The following is a 24,626-nucleotide window of genomic DNA, read 5'->3' on the forward strand; positions in this document are numbered from 1 at the left end:
GAAATATCCACTACCTTTGCATCCGCAATCGAGAGATAAACAACGCTTGAAAAGTCAAGCATTAACTCGAAAATTGGTCCATTCGTCTATCGGTTAGGACGCCAGGTTTTCATCCTGGAAAGAGGGGTTCGACTCCCCTATGGACTACAAGTAATTAAGAAACAAACAAAATAACAGAGATTAGTCATTATGGCAAATCATAAATCATCGATAAAAAGAATACGTCAAACAGATGTGAAGCGTTTGCGCAATAGATATGTTGCTAAAACGGCTCGTAACTCAGTTAAAAAGCTTCGTGCTTTGACTGATAAAGAGGAGGCTCAAAAGTTGTATCCATCTGTATCTTCAATGTTAGATAAATTAGCTAAAAAGAATGTTATTCATAAGAATAAAGCTGCTAACTTGAAATCAAAACTTGCTCATCATGTGAATTCTTTGTAAGAAATCACTCAAGAAATAATATGAAAGGTTGAACTGTAAAGTTCAACCTTTCTCGTGTTTGGGTGATTTTTATTCGACTTTTTGTTAAAATCTTTTATGATGGATGGTTTGTGGGGGTGAAAGTATTAATTAAGACTAATATGGACGCTGTTTCGAACAGTTTTCTGTGATATCTGTTATATTTGTGTCTTTCTAATGTTTAGAAAAGAATAACATAATAAATTGTTTTGAATTATGAAAAAAATAGCATTGTCACTCGTTATGTCTTGTGCTTTATTAGCATCAACAGCAGTTATGGCTCAGGATGCAAAACCTGCAAAAGCAGAAAAAGCTAAAACTGAAACTAAATCATGTTGCTCAAAAGGTACAGATAAAAAAGCCGCTTGCACATCGAAAGGTGAGACAAAGAGTGACGCGAAAAAATCTGCTCCTGCAAAAGCAGAAAAGAAGTAAGCAGGAAATAAATTCAGATCTTTATCTGATGGATGCGCTAGTAGTCATTTTGTTGATTATTAGCGTATTTTTTTATATAGATACGTCTGTTTTTCCTTCTCCTTGTTTTGAAATTATGATATGTAAATTTGCTTGTTTGTACGGGTAATTTTTCGTATATTTGTTTGCTTTTTTAAGGAGGTTTGTGCACCATTGCTTGAAATAACTTGAAGATGCACGCTAAATGAAATAAAATGACAGATAACGAAAAAAATCTAGCAAGCGGCTCGTATTCCGCCGACAATATTCAAGTATTAGAAGGTCTTGAAGCTGTTAGAAAGAGACCCGCCATGTATATTGGTGATATAGGTGAAAAAGGTTTACATCACTTGGTTTATGAAGTCGTCGATAACTCTATTGATGAGGCTTTAGCTGGTTATTGTAATGATATTAGAGTAACTATCCTGGAAGATAATTCTATCTCCGTATGGGATAACGGACGTGGTATTCCTGTGGGAATCATGGAAAAGGAGCAGAAATCGGCTCTAGAGGTAGTTTTAACCGTTCTTCATGCCGGAGGTAAATTCGACAAAGGAACTTATAAAGTTTCCGGAGGTCTTCACGGAGTAGGGGTATCTTGTGTGAATGCACTTTCTACTTATCTGAAAGCCGAAGTACGAAGAGAAGGCAAAATACATATGCTCGATTTTTCGTGCGGAAAACCACTGCATGAGATTCAAATATTAGGAGACTCAACAGAAACAGGTACAACCATTACATTTACACCCGACAGCAGTATATTTATAACTACAGAATATAAATACGATACTCTGGCTTCTCGTTTACGTGAACTTTCGTTCCTGAATGCGGGTATTAAGTTGTCATTGACTGACCTGAGACATAAAAAAGACGATGGTTCTTACAAGTCGGATACTTTCTTTTCAGAAAAAGGTCTTGAAGAATTCGTTAGATATATAGATGCAGCTAAGGAGGCTCTGATTGAGGATGTTATACATATAAATACCGAAAAACAAGGGGTTCCTGTAGAAGTTGCCATAACATATAATACATCTTATAATGAGAATGTATATTCATATGTAAATAATATCCATACAATAGAAGGTGGTACTCACTTAACCGGTTTCCGCAGAGGATTGTCGCGTACTTTGAAGAAGTATGCCGATGATATGAAGATGTTGGATAAAGTGAAAGTGGACATCAGTGGTGATGACTTCCGTGAGGGGTTAACCGCTGTTGTATCTATTAAGGTTGCTGAACCTCAGTTTGAAGGACAGACCAAAACTAAATTGGGTAACAATGAGGTGATGGGGGCTGTAGATCAGGCAGTAGGTGAGGCCTTAGGTTATTATCTGGAAGAACATCCGAAAGAAGCCAAAATAATTGTAGAAAAAGTAATTCTTGCCGCTACAGCTCGTTATGCAGCTCGTAAAGCTCGTGAGATGGTACAACGCAAATCGCCGCTTACAGGTGGAGGATTGCCCGGTAAATTGGCTGACTGTTCGAGTAAAGATCCTGTTGCTTGTGAAATATTCCTTGTCGAAGGGGATTCTGCGGGTGGTACGGCAAAACAAGGTCGCGACCGTGGTTTTCAGGCTATTTTACCATTGAGAGGTAAAATTCTGAATGTAGAGAAAGCGATGCAACACAAAGTGCTCGAGAGTGAAGAAATTAGAAATATATATACAGCTCTTGGAGTTTCTATTGGTACCGATGATGATACTAAAGAATTGAATTTAGCAAAACTTCGTTATCATAAGGTGGTTATCATGACCGATGCCGATGTTGACGGTAGTCACATTGCAACTTTGATTCTTACTTTTTTCTTCCGTCATATGAGACCCCTTATTGAGCTGGGATACATCTATATTGCTACGCCTCCTCTTTATTTATGTAAAAAAGGTAAAGTTGAAGAGTACTGTTGGGATGAAAGACAACGTCAGGCATTTATCGATAAATATGGCGAAGGAAATGAAAGCGCTGTTCATACTCAACGATACAAAGGTCTTGGAGAGATGAATGCTTCTCAGTTATGGGATACAACCATGAATCCTGAGCATAGAACACTTCGTCAGGTAACCATTGAGAATGGAGCAGAAGCCGACCATATTTTCTCTATGTTGATGGGTGAAGAAGTTGCTCCGCGACGTGAGTTTATTGAGGAAAATGCAACCTATGCAAAAATAGATGCATAAATTAAACCTTTTATATTGAAGAGGGATACAATAATTTATTGTATCCCTTTTTTTATATATTTCCGAATCATAAAAAGATCGCTTTTCTATTCGTTTTTCTTAATAATTACTACATTTGTTTGAACGCAAATGATTCACGATGAATAAAACGATATATCCTCCTAACTTAAACAGTGGGGATAAAGCTATAATAATATCTCCTTCGGGAAATATAGATTTCCAATATATAAACGGTGCGTGCCAAGTATTACAAAATTGGGGACTGGTAGTAGAGATTGCTACTCACGCCGAAGGACAATATGGTAGGTTTGGTGGTACGGTAGATCAACGAATTACCGATTTACAACAGGCTATGGACGATCCTGATGTGAGATTAATATTTTGTTCAAGGGGTGGTTATGGTATTGTCCATTTATTAGACAAACTAAACTTCGAGGGAATAAAAAAGTATCCTAAATGGATTGTTGGTTATAGCGATATTACAGCCCTACACTTGGCTTTACTGCAGGACGGAATTGTTTCGTTACATGCACCAATGGCTCGTCATCTCACCGAAGATAGTCTCGATATAGCTAGTTCTTACCTGAAAGATTGCTTGTTTATGGATATGCCGGAATATTCACTTGATTCGCACTCTTTAAATAGAGAGGGTTTGGTGAGAGGAAAACTGTTTGGTGGGAATCTGGCGGTTTTAAGTGGATTAATAGGAACTCCTTATATGGTGGTTATTCCCGAAAATGGGATCTTGTTTATCGAAGACATTGGCGAAGCTCCTTATAAGATAGACCGCATGATGTGGCAATTGAAATTATCTGGAATACTCAGCCATATATCAGCTTTAATTGTTGGTCAATTTACCGATTGTCGGGAAGATCCATTAATGGGTTCAACAATTTATGAATCGATCAGAGATATAGTTAAAGACTATAATTATCCTTTAGTCTTTAACTTTCCAGTGGGACATGTCAAAGAAAACTACTCTCTTTTGCATGGTGCTACTGTTGCGCTTGAAGTCAGTGAAAATAATGTCAAAATGAAAAACAGCAGATGATGTTAGAGACTATTTTATTGATATTGTCGATACTACTTTTTATCAGTATAGTAGTTGGTCGAATCGGGGGACGTTTAGGTATTCCGGTATTGGTTTTATTTTTGGCCGTTGGAATGATTTTCGGGTCAAATGGCGTGGGGATTATATTTAATGATCTCAGGCTTGCCGAAGGTATCGGTACGTTAGCTCTTTGTATTATTCTGTTTTCAGGTGGTTTAAATACCAAATTTAGTGAAATAAAGCCTATCATCAAGCAGAGTGTGATGCTAGCAACAATGGGGGTTATACTAACTGCTACTTTTACCGGATTATTCACATGGTGGTTATGTGGCGAGTTATTGCCTTCGTTGGGTATTTCTTTACTGACAGCTGTTTTATTGGCGTCGGTAATGTCTTCTACCGACTCTGCTGCGGTTTTTGCAATACTTGGATCTAAAAATGTACAGTTGAAGAACCATCTACGACCCATGCTCGAATTTGAGAGTGGAAGTAACGATCCGATGGCGTATATGCTTACCATTACCCTTATCGGTTTGATAAAGGCGGGAGGCGAACCTAATATCCCGATGATAATTTTGTCGATTGTGATGCAGATAATTGTTGGCACTACAATTGGTTACTTTGTTGGACGGTTTGCTGTATATGTATTAAATAGGATAAAGATAGGCAATGAGGTATATTATCCTATTATAGTGTTGACGTTTTGTATATTCATTTTTTCTTTTACTCATTTTGTGAATGGTAATGGATATTTGGCTGTATATATTGGAGGATTGATAATCGGTAACTCTAAATTTGTAACTAAACGTACTACATTTAAGTTATTTGATGCAATTTCGTGGTTGAGCCAGATCCTTATGTTCTTAACTTTAGGTTTGCTCGTGAACCCGATAGAATTATTGCCAGTTGCAGTTCCTGCTCTTCTTATCGGTTTGTTTATGATTTTTATAGCACGTCCTTTGAGTGTATTTATTAGTTTATTGCCTTTTCGAAAGATGGGTTATAAGGATAAAGCCTTTATTTCATGGGTTGGACTACGGGGGGCTGTTCCCATTATTTTTGCCATATTTCCACTTACGGCAGGGGTTCCTCATGCTCAATTTATATTTAATATCGTATTTTTTATAACATTGTTATCTATTTTATTACAGGGTACTTTTCTTACTCAGGTTGCTAAATGGTTGGGCTTGCTGGGACCTTCTAAAGTTCATCGTCGACATGATGATTTCGATATGGAATTACCTGAAGAAATAGGCTCCTTTTCTACCGAAATAGTAGTTACCGAACATGCTGTTAAAGATGGAAATAAATTGATGGATATGCCTTTGCCGGACGATGCTCTGGTCGTAATGGTAAAACGGAATGATAAATACTTTGTACCTAAAGGGAAAACCGAACTTCATGTGGGGGATAAGCTTTTGATAATGGTAAATAACGAAGAAACATTATCGCAAACTTATTATAGTATGGGATTGGCAAGTTCATTCCCCAAATAAATGAACCGTCAAATAATTAGCATTACTTGATTAATGCATATCTTTGTAATAAGAAAACGAAAGTATTTAATAAACTATTTTGGGGTTATAACGCTATATAGTTGTTGTATTCCCTAAGTAATAAATAGGTCTGCGACCTGAAATTAATGAACATGACTTTTAAATATACTGCTTTAGCCTGTTTTATGATGGGCTTATTAGCTTGTTCGTGTGGACAGAAAACTGTAAATAATACGTCGTCTGTAGCACAAGATTATAAGCAAGTTTCACCCGATTTCAATTCGGACAGTGCATATCATTTTGTAGATAAACAAGTGGCTTTCGGACCTCGTGTACCTAACTCGGAGGCTCATAAAGTTTGTGGTGATTATCTGGTAGCGGAACTCGAACGTTTTGGAGCAACAGTTACTCAGCAGAAAGCCGATCTGAAAGCTTTTGATGGAACTATATTACATGCACGCAATATAATCGGAGCATTTAATCCTGAAAAAGCAGACCGCATATTGTTATTTGCACATTGGGATACACGCCCTTTTTCGGATAAAGATCCGGATGAAAAAAACTATCACACTCCGGTACAGGGAGCTAATGATGGTGCAAGTGGAGTAGGGGTATTACTTGAAGTTGCCCGAATATTACAAGAAAAAGTTCCCGATTTAGGTGTCGATATTATTTTCTTTGATGCCGAGGATTATGGTACTCCAACTTTTGTTCATGACATTCCTTCGGGAGAAGGATGGTGCTTAGGTTCAGAATATTGGTCTAAAAATCCTCATGTACCCGGATATAAAGCACGTTTTGGTATTTTACTCGATATGGTGGGTGCTCCTGATGCTACATTTTATAAGGAAGCAATATCAAGACAATATGCTCAGGGTATTGTTGAAAAGGTATGGGGTACAGCTCGTGACTTGGGGTATGGGAAATATTTTATAGATAAAAATGTTGGAGGTATAACAGATGACCACGTACCTGTAAACGAAAATAGAGGTATACCCAGTGTTGATATTATTCATTTAGATTTAAATACCGATTCGAATTTCGGATGGTATCATCACACCACAAAGGATGATATGAATAATGTAAGTAAAGAAACACTTAAGGCTGTAGGACAAACGGTTTTGGAAGTAGTTTATAAAGAAAAATAAATTTGTTGCGTTACAAAGCAATAATAAATATATATAGATAATAGAAAATGAGTCAGCTAAAAATAAACGATATACAGGACGAAATAATAGAAGAATTTTCAATATTTGAGGATTGGATGGATAAATATGCTTATCTGATCGAATTAGGGAATTCATTAGAACCATTAAATGAGAAATATAAAGTAGAATCGAATCTGATAGAAGGATGCCAAAGCCGTGTATGGCTACAAGCCGATTGCGAAGATGGTATTATTACTTTTAAGGCCGAAAGTGATGCCGTAATTGTAAAAGGTATTATAGCTTTGTTGATACGAGTATTAACAAACCATACCCCCGACGAAATAATAAATGCCGATCTGTATTTTATTAATAAAATAGGCTTGAATGACCATCTCTCGCCAACCCGTTCGAATGGTTTAGTTTCGATGGTGAAGCAGATGCGATTTTATGCGATGGCATTCAAAGCGAAAAACTCTTAAATACATATGTTCAGAATAGGTTTCTTGGTTGTAATAGTTTTTCTGGTGAATGGAATACTTTATTCATGTAACCAGATAAAAAAGGAATCAGAATTGCCCCGATTGATAAAAGAAGGAGCGGTACTGATTGATGTTCGCAGTAGTGAAGAGTTTGACGAAGGAAGTGTTCCCGGAGCTATAAATATACCGATTGATCTTCTGCCGGATAATATCGGAAAAATACCAACGGATAAACCTATTATCGTTTTTTGTAAAAGTGGAAACCGTGCCGGAAAAGCGAAGAAAATACTTGAAGAGAATAGCATTACAGATGTGACTAACGGAGGTTCGTGGCAAAATGTCCAAAAAGCTTTGGATAAAACTGAGTCTGAAATGGAACCCGAGAAAGAAATTGTGAAATAAGCTTATTTAGCTTCAATAAAAATGAAAAAGTAAGAGGATGTAGAAATATATCCTCTTACTTTTTTTGTTTTTTTTCTTTTCGAACAAGTTGTTTTATTACCTTTATTACCTTATAGATAGTGTTGAGTATTTACACTCGCCAAAGTAATAATGAGATATAAGACCTAAAGTATTTATGACAAAGCCCAAATTTTATTTAATTCTATGTTGTGCACTTATTTGCCAGACTATGTTGGCACAACAAACTATTACTTTGAAAAAATTGTATTCGACAGGTCGGTTTTACGATGTCGAAAATCCTGTAATGATTGATTCTGTAAATCTGAAAGGGAATAAATTCGATAATAAAGATATCCTCGAATCTTTTATCTCTTTTCCCGATCAAAAATCGTTTATAGAGGAGTTAAAACCCGACTTGTCTAATTATTTCTTTGTCAGTAAACCTCAAAAAGGAGCACGGTTTCATTTATTATCGTTTCGGTTGAATGCAGACAAGTATGCGAAAACCAATATACGAATTACAGCTCCAAGTATGTTTGAAGCATATATTAATGGAAATAAAGAAGCCTCTAAAACTTCTATCGAAGATACCTTGTTAAGCTCTAAGACAATAAAGTTAAACTTTTCTGCTACCCCAGGCACATATACTGTTCTGATTAAATATATGAGTCTGGCATCGAATAAAAGTCCAGAGGGAATAAAAGTAACCATTGAGCCCGAAGATAAAAAATCGACAGTAAATTACACTTTTGATAATGGAGGTAAAAGAAATATTACGATACAAGATATATTGGACGGTGAGCGTGTAACATCGACCTCAATTTCACCCAACGGACAGTATATTCTGCTAAATTATACTACAACTAAAAGTGATGGAAAAACCTTTTCTTCCAAAGAGCTTTTATATCTGAAAACAAATAAGCGTATAGCTTTGAGTACAGGTAATAAATATGAATGGATGCCTACTTCCAATAAGCTGTATTATACCGATAATGCGAGTGGTGAGGTAAAACTGATAGTTGTAGATCCCGAAACGATGGTAGAGCAAGTAATTGCCTCTAATATTCCGACCGGAGATTTTCAAATAGCACCTAACGAGCAATATTTAATTTATGCAGATCGTGAGGTTGCCGATACTCCCAAAGGTGATCTTATTTTATTGACTACACCCGAAAGCAGACAGCCTAATAATCAGGATCGTTATTTCTTATCTCGCTATGATCTTTCAACAGGATTGAAACAGCGTTTGACATTCGGGAGACATTCAACCAATTTGAATGATATAAGTCAAGATTCTCGTTATCTGCTTTATTCGGTAACAGAATATACGCCAACAGTGCGTCCGTTTTTTCAAACATCCATGTATAGACTCGAAGTGCAAACTTTAGCTGTCGATACATTATGGACTAATGAAGGATTTGCCAATTCGGCATCTTTCTCGCCCGATGGAAATAGTATTCTTATAGTAGGTTCAGCAGAAGCTTTTAACGGAATCGGACAGAATATCAAAGAAGGTCAAACGGCAAACAGCTATAACAATCAGGCTTTTATTATGGACATTGCAAGCCGTAAAGTAGAAGCTTTGGGACGAGATTTTAAACCAAGTATCAACAAATCATATTGGAATGCTGTAGATGGTCTTATCTATTTTTCGGTAACCGATAAAGATTACGAGCGTATCTATAAATACGACCCGAAACAAAAACAATTCAGCTTAGTTCCATTGAATGAAGATGTAATTCGCTCGATTTCTTTTGCAAATAATAATCCAGCTGCTGCCTATTTCGGAGTAAGTGCTTCAAATTCGACACGTGCTTACGCTTTGGATCTGAAAAGTCAGCGTTCGACATTGGTTGCCGATCCGTATAAAGACCGATTAAACTCTTTGAATCTCGGGAAAGTCGAAGACTGGAGCTTTACAGCTTCAGATGGAACAACCATTGATGGTCGGTATTATTTACCGCCTAATTTCGATCCTGCCCAAAAATATCCGATGATTGTTTATTATTATGGCGGAACTATGCCAACGCCACGAACCATGGAGGCTCCTTATCCTTCGAATGTATATGCAGCTTTAGGATATGTAGTGTATGTACTTCAACCAAGCGGAACTACAGGGTACGGTCAAGAATTTGCTGCCCGTCATGTGAATGCATGGGGTAAACGTACGGCTGATGATATTATAGAAGGAACCAAAAAGTTTGTGGCAGAACATTCATTTGTCAATGGAAGTAAAATCGGATGTATAGGTGCTTCTTACGGTGGGTTTATGACTATGTATTTACAGACTCAAACCGACTTATTTGCAGCTGCCATATCTCATGCCGGAATAAGTTCTTTGGCAAGTTATTGGGGCGAAGGTTTTTGGGGATATACCTATAGTTCGGGAGCCAGTGCAAACAGTTATCCTTGGAATAACCCCGAGTTGTATGTGGGGCAAAGTCCATTGTTTCAGGCTGATAAAGTGAAAACGCCGATTCTGTTATTGCATGGAACAGAGGATACTAACGTACCTATTGGCGAAAGTATTCAAATGTACACAGCTCTCAAGATATTGGGTAAACCGGTTGAGTTTATTCAGGTAAAAGGCGAAAATCACGGAATAAGAGATTATAAAAAGCGTATCGAGTGGAATAACTCCATTTACGCTTGGTTTGCAAAATGGTTACAAGACGATTCGTCGTGGTGGGATAGCATGTATCCTAAGCAAGACTAATATCGAATTTTAAACAAGATTGTGTGATTGTTATCAACAAATGTCGACTTATGATATTAATAATAGAAAAATAAAAAGCATGAAGAAGATTTTTATAGCATTCGGACTGTTTCTCATCTCGGGAGTAGCTGTTATGGCACAACATATCGAGTTTGAGGAATTTACTCTGGATAACGGATTACATGTTATTTTACAACAGGACAAATCGGCTCCTGTAGTTACAACATCAGTTATGTATCATGTAGGGGCAAAGGACGAAAATCCCGACCGTACAGGTTTTGCTCACTTTTTTGAACATTTGCTGTTTGAAGGAACAGAAAATATTCCTCGCGGACAATGGGATAAAATTCTAGGAGCCAATGGTGGGCAAGGTAATGCAAATACGAATGATGACAGAACGTACTATTACGAAACCTTTCCTTCGAACAATCTGCAACTGGCTTTATGGATGGAGTCGGAGAGAATGTACCATCCAGTTATTAATCAAATAGGTGTAGATACTCAACGCGAAGTCGTAAAAGAAGAAAAACGATTGAGAATAGATAATTCGCCTTATGGTGGAATATGGGAAGTTATTAAAAAGAATCTTTTCACAAAACACCCTTATCGTTGGGCTCCAATTGGTTCGATGGAACATTTAAATGCAGCTACTTTAGATGAATTTAAAGCTTTTTTTAAGAAGTTCTATGTACCCAATAACGCTGTTCTGGTAGTAGCCGGAGATTTCGATACTAAACAAGCAAAAGAGTGGATTACCGAATATTTTGCGACCATTCCGAGAGGAGCAGATGTGGTGAAGAACCAATTTGTGGAAGACCCTATTACAAAACAAATTAATGATACTTACGAAGATCCTAATATTCAGCTTCCGATGTTGTTGAATGCCTATCGTATGCCTTCGATGAAGGAACGTGATGCAAGGGTTTTGGATATGATATCGTCGGTTTTGAGTGGCGGAAAAAGTTCGAGATTATATAAAAGGCTCGTAGATAAAGACAAACTTGCATTAGAGGCTGGATCATTTAATATGGGCGAAGAAGATTACAGTGCCTATGTGGTTTATGCACTGCCGATGACAGGTAAAACATTACCCGAGATTCAGGTAGTTATAGATGAAGAGATTGCTAAAATACGTACCGAACTTATTTCGGAAAGAGAGTATCAAAAACTGCAAAACAAGTTTGAAAATGCTTATGTAAGTCAGAATGCAACAAGTGAAGGGGTTGCAAGCAGCCTTGCCGAATATTATTTATTATATGGCGATGTTAATTTGATAAATAGTGAAATAGATATCTACAGATCGATAACTAGAGAAGAAATCAGGGAGGTGGCTAATAAATATTTACAGCCAAACCAACGATTGGTTCTCGATTATCTTCCTAAAAAATAAACTTTCACACTACTTTAAATAAACAAAAAATGAAGAAAATATTATATATAGCTTTTGCATTTGTAATGTCTCTGTCTGTTCAGGCTCAGGTCGACAGATCGGTGCAACCCCAACCCGGACCGGCACCTAAAATAAATTTGGGAAAACCCCAGACTTTTACCTTACCTAACGGACTGAAAGTTTTGGTAGTTGAAAACCATAAGTTACCCAGAGTAACGTTTTCTTTATCGTTAGATAATCCGCCATCGCTCGAAGGAGACATAAAAGGTGTTGATAATCTGACTAGTTCATTGTTGGGTAATGGTACTTCTAAAATCAGCAAAGACGAGTATAACGAACAACTCGATTTCTTTGGAGCATCTATCGGTTTTAGTGTACACAGTATTGGAGGAACCACTTTATCGAAATATTTCCCGGAGGTGCTTTCTTTAGCATCAAAAGGAGCTCTTGATCCTTTGTTTACACAAGAGGAGTTAGAAAGCGAAAGAGCTAAATTATTGGATGTTATTAAGGTGGATGAGAAAAGTACCAGTGCAATTGCAGGCAGGGTTCAAGATGTTCTGCTGTATGGACGAAATCATCCCAAAGGAGAATATCTGACCGAAGAATCTATCAATAAGATTACAATGACAGATATCAATAATTATTACCAAAAGTATTTTGTACCTGAAAATGCCTATCTGGTAATAGTGGGAGATGTGAAGTTTGATGAAGTGAAAAAATTGGTGACAGAGAATTTTTCGTCATGGAAAAAAGCTTCTGCACCTAAAAGTGTTTATAACGAACCTGTGAATCTTGCAGAGACCAGAATTGGCTTTGTTGATGTGCCTAATGCAGTTCAGTCCGAAATATCGGTAAATAACATAGTCAATCTGAAAATGACTGATCCTGATTATTTTGCTGTTTTATTAGCCAATTATATTTTGGGTGGAGGTAGCGACGGTTATCTGTTTATGAACCTAAGAGAGGGACATGGCTGGACTTATGGGGCTTATTCCGGTATAGCGGCTGATAAATATACGACTGATTTTTCTGCTGCCGCTGCCGTTCGCAATGCTGTAACAGATAGTGCATTGGTCGAAATGTTGAAAGAAGTAAAAAGAATACGTACAACTCTTCCTTCGGCTAAAGAACTGGAATTGGCTAAGGCTAAGTATATTGGTAATTTTGTGATGACTGCCGAAAAGCCTCAAACCGTTGCCGGTTTTGCTCTTCGTGAAAAAACACAATCGTTACCTGCCGATTTTTACGAAAACTACATCAAAAATATTGATGCTGTTACTTTAGAGCAAGTTCAGGCTGCTGCCAAGAAATACTTTTCGGACGATGCAGCACGTATTGTTATAGCCGGTAAAGCTTCCGATGTATTACCCGGACTCGAAAGGCTGGGTATTCCTATTGATTTCTTCGATAAGTATGGAAATCCGACTACTAAGCCCGAAACTAAAACGGTAGAAGCAGGTGTAACTGTACAGAATATATTAAATAAATATATAAATGCAATAGGGAGAGAAGCAGCACTAAAGGCTATAAAAACTCTTTCGACTACATCAACAGCAAGTATACAGGGGCAGGAAATAACATTACTGAAAAAAAATACTGCCGATGGAAAATCATTTCAACTGATAACTGGTATGGGAATGACTTTACTGAAGACTGCTTATAATGGTAAAACTGGATTTGTAGAAGTACAAGGACAGCGAAAAAACATGACTAGTGAAGAATTGGCTGACATGAAATATTCGGCTATTTTTCCTGAATTATTAATGATTAATTCGTCAACAATTCAATTAGCCGGAATAGATAATTTGAATGGCGTAGATGTTTATAAATTGGTTGATGGCGATAATGCATTTTATTACGATGTGAATACCGGTTTAAAAGTAGGCGAAGGAGTTAAAAAGGAAGTTGCTCCCGGTCAACAAGTAGACCAATTAGGATTTTATAGTGATTACAGAGAGATATCGGGCGTGAAAATACCTTATTCTTCGACTATAAATGTAGGTATGGAAGTTGAGTTTAAAGTTATAGATGTAAAGGTCAATGAAGGCGTTGTAGATGCCGATTTCGAATGATTACACTATCGATGATATAAAGGTATGTGACCTTTATTAACAAAGAGAAGCCTTGAATTGGGATGCCGATTCAAGGCTTTTTTTGTATTTTTGTATTTAAGAAAAAAAGGAGATTTTGATACCAACAATAGATACATCCAATCCGGAATTTAAGAATGCACTCGATTTAATAACCCGCACCCGCCAATCTGTTTTCTTGACAGGTAAGGCAGGTACCGGAAAATCGACATTCTTAAAGCATTTGTGCGATATTACGAAAAAGAAATACGTAGTACTTGCACCAACAGGTATTGCAGCTATAAATGCCAATGGGTCAACCATTCACTCATTTTTTAAACTGCCATTTCGACCGATGTTGCTCGATGATCAGGATTTGAGTCTGGTAAACGGACGTATATTCGAATTCTTTAAATATAAAAAAGATCACAGGAAATTAATTCAGGAAGTTGAGCTTATCATCATAGATGAGATTTCGATGGTGCGTGCCGATATGATAGACTGTATCGATCGTATTCTTCGTGTATATTCTAATAATATGCGTACACCTTTCGGTGGAAAACAATTGGTCTTTGTGGGGGATGTATTTCAGTTAGAGCCTGTAGTAACCAGTGATTCAAAAGATATCCTGACCCGGTTCTATCCGAATCCGTATTTCTTTTCAGCAAAAGTATTTTCGGAAGCTAAACTTGTTCCTATTGAGTTTACCAAAATATACAGGCAGACCGACCGTGTTTTTATTTCTATTCTCGATAAAATAAGGACAGGTGTAGTAGGATCGGCAGAAATGCAGACTCTTAATACCCGATTTCAACCCTCTTTTAATCCATCCGAAGATGAAATGTATATCACCTTAGCAACAAAGCGTGATAATGTCGATTACATCAATGAAAAGAAGATGGCTGAACTCGAAACTCCCGAATTTATCAGTAATGGTACAATTGATGGAGATTTTCCCGAATCGAGTCTTCCAACAGCCAAAAATCTTCTTTTGAAAGAGCATGCACAGGTAATGTTTATCCATAACGATCAGCAATGGCCTCGACGCTGGGTAAACGGATCATTGGGCGTAGTGTCTAACATTGATGAGATGGACAATGTATATGTGCTGCTTGAAGATGGAAAAGAAGTCTTGGTGGATCTTGAGACCTGGAGAAATTACCGTTACAAATACAATGAGGCTGAAAAGAAAATAGAGGAAGAAATTATAGGTACTTTTACTCAGTTACCCCTTAAGGCTGCTTGGGCAATCACTGTACATAAAAGTCAGGGTTTGACATTCAGCAGGGTTATTGTTGACTTCAATGGAGGTGTATTTGCAGGCGGTCAAGCCTATGTTGCTTTGAGCCGATGTACCTCTTTGGAAGGTATGGTTTTACGGAAAATGATTAGTAGATCGGATGTATTTGTTCGCCCCGAAATTATAGAATTCAGCCGTCAGTTCAATAATCAGCAATTGATTGAAAAAGCATTGAAAGAGTCCGATGCCGATTATCTGTATTCTAAAACGATAAAAGACTTTGATGAGGGTAACTTCGAAGATTGTATCGAAACGTTTTTTAAGGCCATACGTGCCCGTTATGATATTGAAAAGCCTTTGTCGAAACGTTTTATACGAAAGAAATTAAATGTAATAAATGAACTAGAACAGCAAAATAAGCTTTTAATCACTAAGATGCTGGAGCAACGCACGGCTCTTCATAAATATGCCGAAGAATACTATTTGCTGGGTAATGAATGTATTGTTTCCTATAAAGATACAAGAGCAGCATTGGCCAATTTTAATAAAGCATTAGATCTGGACCCCATGTATGTAGATGCATGGGTACGCAAAGGCGTAACTTTGTATGATATGAAGGATTATTACGAAGCCGATGTCTGTTTCAATAAAGCTGTAAGTCTTAGCCCTTTGTTATTTAAAGCATTATATAACAGGGGAAAAAACAGAATAGCAATGGAAGAGTATGAATTGGCTATTACGGACTTGGATCGTGCATCTGTCGTAAAACCTGATCATGCTCCATGTCATGAATATTTGGCTCAATGTTATGCCAATATAGGCAATGAAGAACTGGCTCAAAGACATCTGATGATTGCCCGAGAAATAAAAGGGATAGATGCTGACGATGATTAAGGTCTCAGTCCTTTTTTTAGCAAGTTCTCAGAATAGCAATTAGTTATGCTTCTTTAATCTATCATTAAATATTTTCGACTGCTTACTTTGGTGAATTTTGATCATAAAATATATACCTTATGGAATTAACATATCAAAAAGATTGTACTAACATAGATTGGGATAGGGTTCCCGAATTATTAAATAAAGTAGGGATGTCATCTGTGGATGCAGACAAGCATCGTATTTCATTCGAAAATAGTTATGCTGTGGTATTTGTTTTTGATGAGAAAAAAATGATTGGTTTGGGGCGGAGTATTTCTGATGGAGTACGACAAACAGCTTTATATGATATCGCCATTGATCCTACGTATCAAGGTCATGGGATTGGAAGTAAAGTTGTTGATATTCTGTTAGATGCTACCCCTGATTGTAATTTTGTTTTATATGCTTCTCCAGGAAAAGAAGACTTTTATCGAAAGTTGGGATTTAAGAAAATGAAGACAGGAATGATGATCTTTGCAGACCCTAAAAGAATGGAAGATGGAGTTTTTGTTGATAAATAAGTTAATTTAATGATGAAAATGCTATCTTTGTAGATATAACACAATAGCACATTCTGATAAAATCAGAATAAATTATTAACTAGTAGACAAAAAACATATCAAAAATGACAAAACGGTATTCAACAGCAGAAGTTCTTGCACAAGCTAATGATACTTTCTTGGACAGTGTTTCTGTCGACTGTGTAGTCTTGGCTTTTCATCAAGGAAATTTAAAAGTTTTACTCAATAAATTTAAGATAAGTGATAAATGGATGTTGCCCGGTGGTTTTATCCATATTGACGAGCATGTAGACGATGCAGCTGATCGTATCATAAGAGCGAGAGTTGGTCTTGATAATCTTTATTTAAAGCAATTTCATTTATTTGGAAATTGCGACAGAACTCGGAAGGAAGAGAACCTTAAGATGTTAGAGTCTTGGGGAGTAAGTCCTGATGATAATCATTGGTTTCTAAAGCGATTTGTATCGATGGGATACTATGCTTTGGTAGAATATGATAAGGTATCCATTAGTGTAGATGAATCAGTTGAAGAAGTCGGTTGGTACGATTTAAATGATCTGCCGCCTTTGTTTGCTGATCATAACCAGATTGTAGACAAAGCTATCAAAACAATGCGTATACAGGTTGGCATTATTCCTATAGGTTACGAATTGTTACCTGAAAAGTTCACCATGCCTGAGCTTCGTTTAATTTATGAAGCAATATTAGGTGAGGAGTTAGACCGACGTAATTTTCAGCGTAAGATGTTATCAGTCGGTTTAATAAATAGACTCAACGAAAAGCGTAAGAATGGTGCTCATAAAGCTCCTTACCTGTATTCGTTCAATAAAGAAAAATACGAGGAAGCTAAAGATGGTGGAGTGCATTTAATGCCTTGGACGCATTAAGCAATAGATGATTTGTAAATTTTTATATTATATATGAAGCAGGTGCTATTTGATATAGCATCTGTTTTTTTATTTGAAAACACCTGATTCACTCTTTTTGCTGATTGCTAGTAGACCAATTACCGTGAGTAACCCATTCAACATAAGTATTTCATACCCTACCTTATAATTAAAGCAAGAGAAAAGCATTTCTTCCAGGAAATAGCATATAATAGGGGCTGTAATACATACAAACGGAGCATATTTATCCCTGATATTTATCTTAGAAAATAAACCCAAAGCAAACAAGCCTAAAAGGGGCCCATAAGTATACGAGGCTACTTTATAAATAGTATTCAGTACATTTTCCTGACCAATATGGTGGATAAAAAGAATCACAAGAACAAATACAATACTCATGCCGATATGAACCCTTTTACGGGTTGTATTAGCTTGCTTATCGTCTTTTTTATCTACTTCTAGTATATCGACACAAAAAGACGTTGTAAGCGATGTCAGAGCAGAATCTGCATTGGCAAACGAAGCTCCGATTATTCCAATAGTAAAAAAAATGAGGCAAGGTAATCCCAAATAATTACTAACCAAATAGGGTAGTATCTCATCCGAAACTGTAGGCAATGTTATTCCTTTTTGTGATGCAAACACTAATAAAAGAATACCTAATGCCAGAAAAAGAAGATTTATCGGAGTAAATAAAAACCCGTAAGTAAGCATGTTTTTTTGTGCATCTTTCAGGTTTTTGCAAGTGAGGTTTTTTTGCATATTATCCTGATCGAGTCCGGTCATTACAATAACTATAAATACACCACTGAAAAATTGCTTGAAAAAGTTCATCGGATTTTTCCACTCGAAATGGAATATCTTTGAATGAGGGTTATCAGCTACGGTTGTTACAACTTCTTTCAGATTAAAGTCTAATAGCGAAGATACCTGCCATATAATAAGTATAGCTGCTATGACAAAGCTAAGCGTTTGCAGCATATCGGTCCATACAATTGTTTTAATGCCACTTTTGCGGGTATATATCCATATAAATAAGATAATGCCGCTAACCGTAAGCCAAAAGGGAATATGCCATGCTTCAAAGACCAATGTCTGTAAAATAAGAGCTACAAGATAAAGTTTGGCAGCAGAACCTATGATGCGTGAAAGTATAAAAAATGAAGCTCCTGTTTTGTATGAATAATTGCCGAACCGTTGATCGAGATAAGTATAAATCGAGGTGAGGTTGAGCTTATAATAGAGCGGTAAAAGAAGATAGGCAACGACGAGATATCCGAAAAAGAATCCGAATACCATTTGCATGTATGACATATTAAAAGCTCCAACCATTCCCGGAACCGAAACAAACGTAACGCCCGATACACTTGTTCCTATCATTCCGATAGCAACAATATACCAGGGCGATTTGCGGTTGGCAACAAAAAATGCATCATTATCGGAGCTTCCCCGGCTGATAAGAACCGATATCAGGTATAATATTCCGAAGTAAGCGGCAAATATGATTAAAATGGTTGTAGCTATCATAGCCTATTGGTAATAAAGAGATCCGAAGTCTTTATGATTAGATTACAGATTCATAAAATATTCGGTTAAATCTTTCATTGTGTCGAACTTATGAGCATAAGAATCTGTTTTTCCAAATCCCCAGGATACGAAGACAAAAGGAACATAAGCCAGATCAGATTGCTTTCTGTCCGAATCGGTGTCACCTATATACATAGGGGCTTTTAGATTATATCGGTCTATCAATGTTTTCATGTTGATGTGTTTAGGCTGATGATTAGAGCCATATTCGATATAATCGCAGAAGTATGGTTTTGTTTCGGTATATACCATAAAGTCACGAATGCTTCCTTTCTGACAATTACTCAGCATAAATAATTTATATTTTCGTGATAATTGTTCAATACCTTCCAATACATCAGGATAAATATTACCTCCCATTTTAGGTAGCAGTTCGTCTGTTTTGACGATAATATTTCGATATATTTGTTCGATAGTCTCTTCTGGTAATTGAGGAAATATCTCCTTGTATATCTGTTTTGCTTCCATGCCCATATAGCCTTGGATGTCTTGTTTAGTAAGGGTTTTGTCTATTCCCATTTCCTTCAAAACCTGTGTCCAGCTATAAGCATAAGTATCTACGGCATCCCAAAGAGTACCGTCCATGTCAAAAATCAAACTATCGGGTTTCATCTAATATAAATATGTGGTTAGAATTAGGTTCAAAAGTACTCAACAAAAACGGATTGAACAAACATGATGTTTGTGGTATTAAATTTAACTTCACTAAAAAGAAGATGTCGGAAAATTTGAGTAAATTTGAAGAACAATACTATTTAGATAATGTACAACTATTTCTCGCTTCATTTTTTTGATAGTTGATAGTTATTTTCATTATTACCAGAGTAATAAAAAAGGTCTGAGACCTTAACATTATATTCTTTAATTTATGGCTTTTCTGACTCCTGCATCTATTTTGTCCGAAATTGTTAGTGTAAATTATTTACTGATACCGGTTATCAACCGTTTTGGTATCAAATTAGGGTTGGAGGATAAATCGGTAAAAACCATCTGCACCGAATATAATCAGAATATTGACTTTTTTCTCACTATTCTGAATACTTATCTCAATGAAGATTATTTTCCTGAAAAGAAATTGCAGGAATTTGAAATTGATTTGGTGACCGATTATTTGAAACGAACTGATATGTATTATATGCATGGTCAGATTCCCAATATAGAAAAACACCTCAATGCTCTCATCGCTACGAGTGATCCCAATAATAAGCAATTGGAGCTTATCCGTAAATTGTTTTTTCGCTTTAAAGATGCATTAATCCACCGGATTAATAACGGTTTGTTGGATGATGATACTTCTCAGGCGTTATTATTGGATTTGAAGAACATCCTGATAAAACATATATCGGGTAGTTTCAATGAGAACCTTTGTTACGCAGTTGTATTTTCGGTTGATAGTTTGTTGAACGATCTAAGCAAGCATAACCGTATAAGAGAAAAGATACTAAAGCCTATGATTGCCGAATTATCAGAGGCCGGTGTTGATGACTGGCAAAGTTTGATAGGTAAACCCAAAACAAATCTTCTCTTAGAAGAAGATTCTGCCATCTCGGTTCGTGAACTGGAAGTTTTAAAACTTGTAGCATTAGGTTTACTCAACAAAGAAATAGCAGATCGCCTTAATATCAGTCTGAATACGGTACTTTCTCACCGTAAAAATATTACAGCTAAATTAGGTATCAAAACAGTATCGGGACTTATCTTTTACTGTATCAGCCACGGATATATTTCTGCTGATGAGATAGAGTTATGAGAATAATATAGTTTTATTCTTGTAAACCAACACTCTTCTGTTGATATGGTATTCGATACCATGCGACAATACAATTTTCTCTAAATCCTGCCCTTTACGCACCAAATCGGAGATGCTGTCGCGATGCGATATGCGTGTAATATCCTGTTCGATAATAGGACCTGCATCCAGTTCAGTTGTAACATAATGGCTTGTTGCACCTATGATTTTCACCCCTCTTTCGTAAGCGGCATGATATGGCTTTGCCCCAACAAACGCCGGAAGAAATGAGTGGTGTATATTGATAATCCTGTTTGGGTATTCTTTGATGAATTCGTCTGTCAGAATTTGCATATAACGTGCCAAAACAATAAAATCGATGCCTTTTTCTTTGAGCAGAGACTTTTGTTTGGCTTCCATCTCTTCTTTATTCTCTTTGGTAATTTTGATTACCTGATATTCTATCCCAAATTTCTCGGCAACCCAGCGTAAATCTTCGTGATTACTTATAATAAGCGGTATCTCAACGTTCCATTCTCCTGCTGTATAACGTGCCAGAATATCGAACAGGCAGTGTGACATTTTCGATACAAATACCGCCATTTTAGGCGTATAATCGTTAAAGTATAACTTGAAAGTCATCTCAAACTTGTTGGCATACATGGTCTGAAAATATTCACCAATCTTATCTTTTGGAATTAAAAAATTCTCGATATCCCATTCGACCCGCATAAAGAAAATGTCTTCTTGCTTATCTACATGTTGTTCGAGTTGAATGATATTTCCTCTGTTTACACAGATAAAATCAGTAACGGCAGCTACTAAGCCCGGCTGATCGGGAGAATAAATCAGAATAATAGCACGAGAATCTTTCATTGTACGAATCGTATTTTATAGTAGATGAACTATTAAATTTTTAGTTGGAATCATTGCCACCGTAGAAATATAGGTCGGTAAATGTTTGACGATCTACCTTCTCCCTGTATTTTTCTACCCATTCTTCATAGAAATATTCCGTATATAAAACACCAGCTTCCATTGTATATTTTGCAAAAGGTTTGCCTAATACGGGGTGTTTTTTTAGACCGAATGTTTGAGAAGTTCCGTTATCAAATTTGCAATCCATATCGTTTGACCATATAAGGATTACCTCTTTGTTGTTGACAACTTGTATCGGATAGAAGTAGACGCACTGCCCGTGGTATTTAAAAGCGATTGTTTTTTCCGAAATAGTTATGTCTACCTCCTCGTTTGACCACGATCCGAAAATAGTATTCTTATTATCGTAATCAATTATATTATCATATTCTTGAGAATACGTTAGTATTTGTCCGTTTTCGTCAAAAAGTTCAATCTTTACAATTTTCCACTTGCCTTGCTCCAGTTCAAGAGACACTCTGGCATTACGATCTTTCGAAATTACGGGTGCTACACCGAAGTCGGAGTATATAAATGCTACATCTACGTAAGCCGATAAACCATCGTTGTTTATGTGGGTTCGAATGGCTTTTACATCTTGATACGTGTCTTGGCTTGAGATCCAGTACAGGTACTCAAATTGAGGACAAAAGCCATTGAAGCCGTAAGCGTCGCCACTTTCATATACTTTATAGTGAACCGTCTTCACATAGTCTTCGCACATCGAATTTCTCTGTCTTTCCGATTCTATAAATTTCTCAGAAATGGTTCCTAGCTTTTTAAGTTCATTGAAGTATGGTTCGGGATCCAATTTGCACATACCCTTTTCATCCTCTATAATGGTTACTTCAAAAGGTATTGTAACATCATCGTTATTAATGGCACTCAAATACCATTTGTAAAACGATAAGCCAGCTTTCTCTACTTCTGAAATTTGGTCATTGTTGGATGTTGTCTTCGTCTGCTTTTCCGAGCCTGAAGGGCTTGCTTGTATTGTATTCTTATTGTTACACAACAAAAGCAAGAATACGATAGTGAACTGAATTGTTTTAATCATCTATCTGAACAAGATTGTCAATAATAAATACTTGTCGTTCAGGTGTGTTTTTGCCCATATAGAAGTTGAGCATATCTTTTACCAAGTCTTCTTTCTTCATGGTCACTTTATCCAGGCGTATATCTTTTCCTATAAAATGTTGAAACTCATCGGGCGAAATTTCTCCCAATCCTTTAAATCGGGTGATTTCGGGATTAACACCTAGTTTACTGATTGCTGCAATACGCTCTTCTTCACTGTAACAATAGATCGTCTCTTTCTTGTTACGTACACGAAACAGAGGTGTTTGCAATATATATACATGGTTTTTTTTCACGAGATCTGGGAAGAATTGCAAGAAAAAAGTAAGCAACAACAGGCGGATGTGCATACCATCGGTATCGGCATCGGTTGCTATAATTACCTTGTTGTATCTTAAACCATCCAAGCCATCTTCTATGTTGAGAGCGGCTTGCAGAAGGTTAAACTCTTCGTTTTCATATACAATCTTTTTGGTCAGTCCGAAACTGTTCAGAGGCTTACCTCTCAAACTGAATACTGCTTGTAGATTGGGGTTACGGCTTTTGGTGATAGATCCACTAGCTGAGTCTCCCTCAGTAATGAAGATAGACGATTCGTCTAAGTTATCACCTTTCGTATCATTGTAATGGATACGGCAGTCACGAAGTTTTTTATTGTGAAGGTTCGATTTTTTAGCACGTTCGCGAGCCAGCTTTGTAACTCCGGCAATTGCTTTACGTTCTTTCTCAGAATCGAGAATCTTCTTCAATAAAGTTTCGGAAGTTTCCGAATCTTTGTGCAGATAATTATCTAGCTCTTTTTTGATGAAGTCACCAATAAATTTCTGAACCGATGGACCATTGGGTCCCATATCCTTAGACCCTAATTTAGTCTTTGTTTGCGACTCAAAAACAGGTTCTTCGACTTTTATGCTGACTGCTGCAACTATACCGCTTCTGATGTCGGCATAGTCGAAGTTTTTTGCATAATATTCTTTGATAACACGTGAGACTGTCTCCCGGAAAGCCGATTGATGTGTTCCTCCCTGTGTTGTATGTTGTCCGTTGACAAACGAATAGTATTCTTCTCCGTACTGATTAGTGTGGGTTATTACAATTTCAATATCGGTATCCTTGAGATGTATGATAGGGTAGAGGGCTTCCGAAGTCATATTTTCATTCAGAAGATCTACTAAACCATTCTTCGATAAGAATTTCTTTCCGTTGTAAATTATTGTTAGCCCCGTATTTAGGTAAACATAGTTTTTGAGTAAGCTTTCGACATACTCATCTCTATATAGATATTCTCCGAATATGGTTGCATCGGGAATAAATTCGACCAGCGTACCATTATTTTGAGTTGTGGGTTCTATGGGAGTTTCTCCGGTAACTATCGCTTTGCTGTATTCGACAGAAACGGTTTGTTTTTCTCTAAATGCCTGTATCTTGAAATAAGATGATAAAGCATTTACAGCTTTTATACCGACACCATTAAGACCTACTGATTTTTTAAATGCTTTGGAGTCATATTTGGCACCTGTATTCATTTTAGATGACACGTCCTTTACTTTACCGAGAGGTACACCTCGACCGTGGTCACGTATAAATACTTCACCGTTTGCTATTGTTACTTCTATTGTTTTTCCAAACCCCATCATGTATTCGTCGATAGAGTTGTCAAGTACTTCTTTCAGAAGGACATATATTCCATCGTCGGGAGAAGTACCGTCGCCAAGTTTTCCGATATACATACCAGGGCGTCGACGTATATGCTCCTGCCAATCAAGAGTTTTAATGTCATCGTCAGAGTAATTTTCTTGAGGTAAATTGATGTCTAATTCTTCTTCCATAAATATTTGCGTATCTAAAATCAGCTTTCAAGCAAAGATAGTGAATTTTTAGAAAATGAATCAAGCGAAATTTATTATTA

At 36.8% G+C, this 24,626-nt stretch carries 20 protein-coding genes and 1 tRNA gene; 16 read left to right on the forward strand and 5 right to left on the reverse strand.

Going from position 1 to position 24,626, the window contains the following annotated elements:
* Nucleotides 1-75: 75 nt before the first annotated feature.
* From G7051_RS13875 to G7051_RS13945, 15 genes are all read left to right on the forward strand, one after another.
* Nucleotides 76-147, forward strand: a tRNA-Glu gene (locus G7051_RS13875).
* A 42-nt stretch (nucleotides 148-189) separates the two neighbouring features.
* Entirely contained in the window at nucleotides 190-441 is a 252-nt protein-coding gene (rpsT, locus tag G7051_RS13880; RefSeq protein WP_166116320.1) for a 30S ribosomal protein S20, read from the forward strand.
* A gap of 234 nt (nucleotides 442-675) precedes the next feature.
* Nucleotides 676-894 (forward strand): hypothetical protein, encoded by a 219-nt coding sequence (locus G7051_RS13885; RefSeq protein ID WP_166201170.1) that lies wholly within the window; start codon nucleotides 676-678, stop codon nucleotides 892-894.
* Between the two features lie 233 nt (nucleotides 895-1,127).
* Complete coding sequence (gene gyrB / locus G7051_RS13890) at nucleotides 1,128-3,086, forward strand: DNA topoisomerase (ATP-hydrolyzing) subunit B (protein ID WP_166116324.1); 1,959 nt, start codon at nucleotides 1,128-1,130, stop codon at nucleotides 3,084-3,086.
* A 139-nt stretch (nucleotides 3,087-3,225) separates the two neighbouring features.
* A complete protein-coding gene (locus G7051_RS13895) occupies nucleotides 3,226-4,137 on the forward strand; it encodes an LD-carboxypeptidase (RefSeq protein ID WP_166201172.1) in 912 nt (303 codons plus the stop codon).
* On the forward strand, nucleotides 4,134-5,633 hold the full coding sequence (locus G7051_RS13900) for a potassium/proton antiporter (RefSeq protein WP_166201174.1): 1,500 nt from the start codon (nucleotides 4,134-4,136) through the stop codon (nucleotides 5,631-5,633). The genes G7051_RS13895 and G7051_RS13900 overlap by 4 nt, the downstream gene beginning before the upstream one ends.
* 152 nt (nucleotides 5,634-5,785) lie before the next feature.
* Nucleotides 5,786-6,781, forward strand: a complete 996-nt coding sequence (locus G7051_RS13905) for a M28 family peptidase (RefSeq protein ID WP_166201176.1) — start codon at nucleotides 5,786-5,788, stop codon at nucleotides 6,779-6,781.
* Between the two features lie 47 nt (nucleotides 6,782-6,828).
* Nucleotides 6,829-7,260 (forward strand): SufE family protein, encoded by a 432-nt coding sequence (locus G7051_RS13910; RefSeq protein ID WP_166201178.1) that lies wholly within the window; start codon nucleotides 6,829-6,831, stop codon nucleotides 7,258-7,260.
* 6 nt (nucleotides 7,261-7,266) lie between these two features.
* Nucleotides 7,267-7,662 carry a rhodanese-like domain-containing protein gene (locus tag G7051_RS13915; protein ID WP_166201180.1) on the forward strand — a complete coding sequence of 132 codons (396 nt, stop codon included), beginning with the start codon at nucleotides 7,267-7,269 and terminating at the stop codon, nucleotides 7,660-7,662.
* A gap of 175 nt (nucleotides 7,663-7,837) precedes the next feature.
* Nucleotides 7,838-10,378: a S9 family peptidase gene (locus G7051_RS13920; protein WP_166201182.1), complete on the forward strand. Its 2,541-nt coding sequence runs from the start codon at nucleotides 7,838-7,840 to the stop codon at nucleotides 10,376-10,378.
* Nucleotides 10,379-10,457: 79 nt separating this feature from the next.
* Nucleotides 10,458-11,768 (forward strand): pitrilysin family protein, encoded by a 1,311-nt coding sequence (locus tag G7051_RS13925; RefSeq protein ID WP_166201184.1) that lies wholly within the window; start codon nucleotides 10,458-10,460, stop codon nucleotides 11,766-11,768.
* Nucleotides 11,769-11,797: 29 nt separating this feature from the next.
* On the forward strand, nucleotides 11,798-13,843 hold the full coding sequence (locus G7051_RS13930; RefSeq protein ID WP_166201186.1) for a pitrilysin family protein: 2,046 nt from the start codon (nucleotides 11,798-11,800) through the stop codon (nucleotides 13,841-13,843).
* Between the two features lie 115 nt (nucleotides 13,844-13,958).
* Nucleotides 13,959-15,974, forward strand: coding sequence for an AAA family ATPase (locus G7051_RS13935; protein ID WP_166201188.1), 2,016 nt, complete (start codon nucleotides 13,959-13,961; stop codon nucleotides 15,972-15,974).
* 119 nt (nucleotides 15,975-16,093) lie between these two features.
* Nucleotides 16,094-16,519, forward strand: coding sequence for a GNAT family N-acetyltransferase (locus G7051_RS13940; RefSeq protein WP_166201190.1), 426 nt, complete (start codon nucleotides 16,094-16,096; stop codon nucleotides 16,517-16,519).
* 104 nt (nucleotides 16,520-16,623) lie between these two features.
* The gene (locus tag G7051_RS13945; RefSeq protein ID WP_166201192.1) at nucleotides 16,624-17,406 is read left to right on the forward strand and encodes an NUDIX domain-containing protein; all 783 of its coding nucleotides are present in this window, start codon (nucleotides 16,624-16,626) and stop codon (nucleotides 17,404-17,406) included.
* A 69-nt stretch (nucleotides 17,407-17,475) separates the two neighbouring features.
* On the opposite strand, the gene G7051_RS13950 is transcribed toward G7051_RS13945, so the two are convergent.
* Both G7051_RS13950 and G7051_RS13955 read right to left on the reverse strand, forming a co-directional pair.
* The gene (locus tag G7051_RS13950; RefSeq protein WP_166201194.1) at nucleotides 17,476-18,933 is read right to left on the reverse strand and encodes a sodium:solute symporter; all 1,458 of its coding nucleotides are present in this window, start codon (nucleotides 18,931-18,933) and stop codon (nucleotides 17,476-17,478) included.
* A 42-nt stretch (nucleotides 18,934-18,975) separates the two neighbouring features.
* Nucleotides 18,976-19,605: an HAD family hydrolase gene (locus G7051_RS13955; RefSeq protein ID WP_166116352.1), complete on the reverse strand. Its 630-nt coding sequence runs from the start codon at nucleotides 19,603-19,605 to the stop codon at nucleotides 18,976-18,978.
* A gap of 256 nt (nucleotides 19,606-19,861) precedes the next feature.
* Here G7051_RS13955 and G7051_RS13960 point away from each other — a divergent pair, with 256 nt between their 5' ends.
* The gene (locus G7051_RS13960; RefSeq protein WP_166201196.1) at nucleotides 19,862-20,743 is read left to right on the forward strand and encodes a helix-turn-helix transcriptional regulator; all 882 of its coding nucleotides are present in this window, start codon (nucleotides 19,862-19,864) and stop codon (nucleotides 20,741-20,743) included.
* On the opposite strand, the gene purU is transcribed toward G7051_RS13960, so the two are convergent.
* From purU to G7051_RS13975, 3 genes are read right to left on the reverse strand one after another with little or no spacing between them, the layout of a single operon-like run.
* The gene (gene purU / locus G7051_RS13965) at nucleotides 20,738-21,598 is read right to left on the reverse strand and encodes a formyltetrahydrofolate deformylase (RefSeq protein ID WP_166201198.1); all 861 of its coding nucleotides are present in this window, start codon (nucleotides 21,596-21,598) and stop codon (nucleotides 20,738-20,740) included. The two genes, G7051_RS13960 and purU, sit on opposite strands and share 6 nt — an antisense overlap.
* A gap of 40 nt (nucleotides 21,599-21,638) precedes the next feature.
* Nucleotides 21,639-22,697: a hypothetical protein gene (locus tag G7051_RS13970; protein ID WP_166201200.1), complete on the reverse strand. Its 1,059-nt coding sequence runs from the start codon at nucleotides 22,695-22,697 to the stop codon at nucleotides 21,639-21,641.
* Nucleotides 22,690-24,546 (reverse strand): DNA topoisomerase IV subunit B, encoded by a 1,857-nt coding sequence (locus G7051_RS13975; protein ID WP_166201201.1) that lies wholly within the window; start codon nucleotides 24,544-24,546, stop codon nucleotides 22,690-22,692. The genes G7051_RS13970 and G7051_RS13975 overlap by 8 nt, the downstream gene beginning before the upstream one ends.
* Nucleotides 24,547-24,626 lie beyond the last annotated feature (80 nt).

It is taken from the genome of Dysgonomonas sp. HDW5B, assembly GCF_011299335.1.
GTDB lineage: Bacteria > Bacteroidota > Bacteroidia > Bacteroidales > Dysgonomonadaceae > Dysgonomonas_A.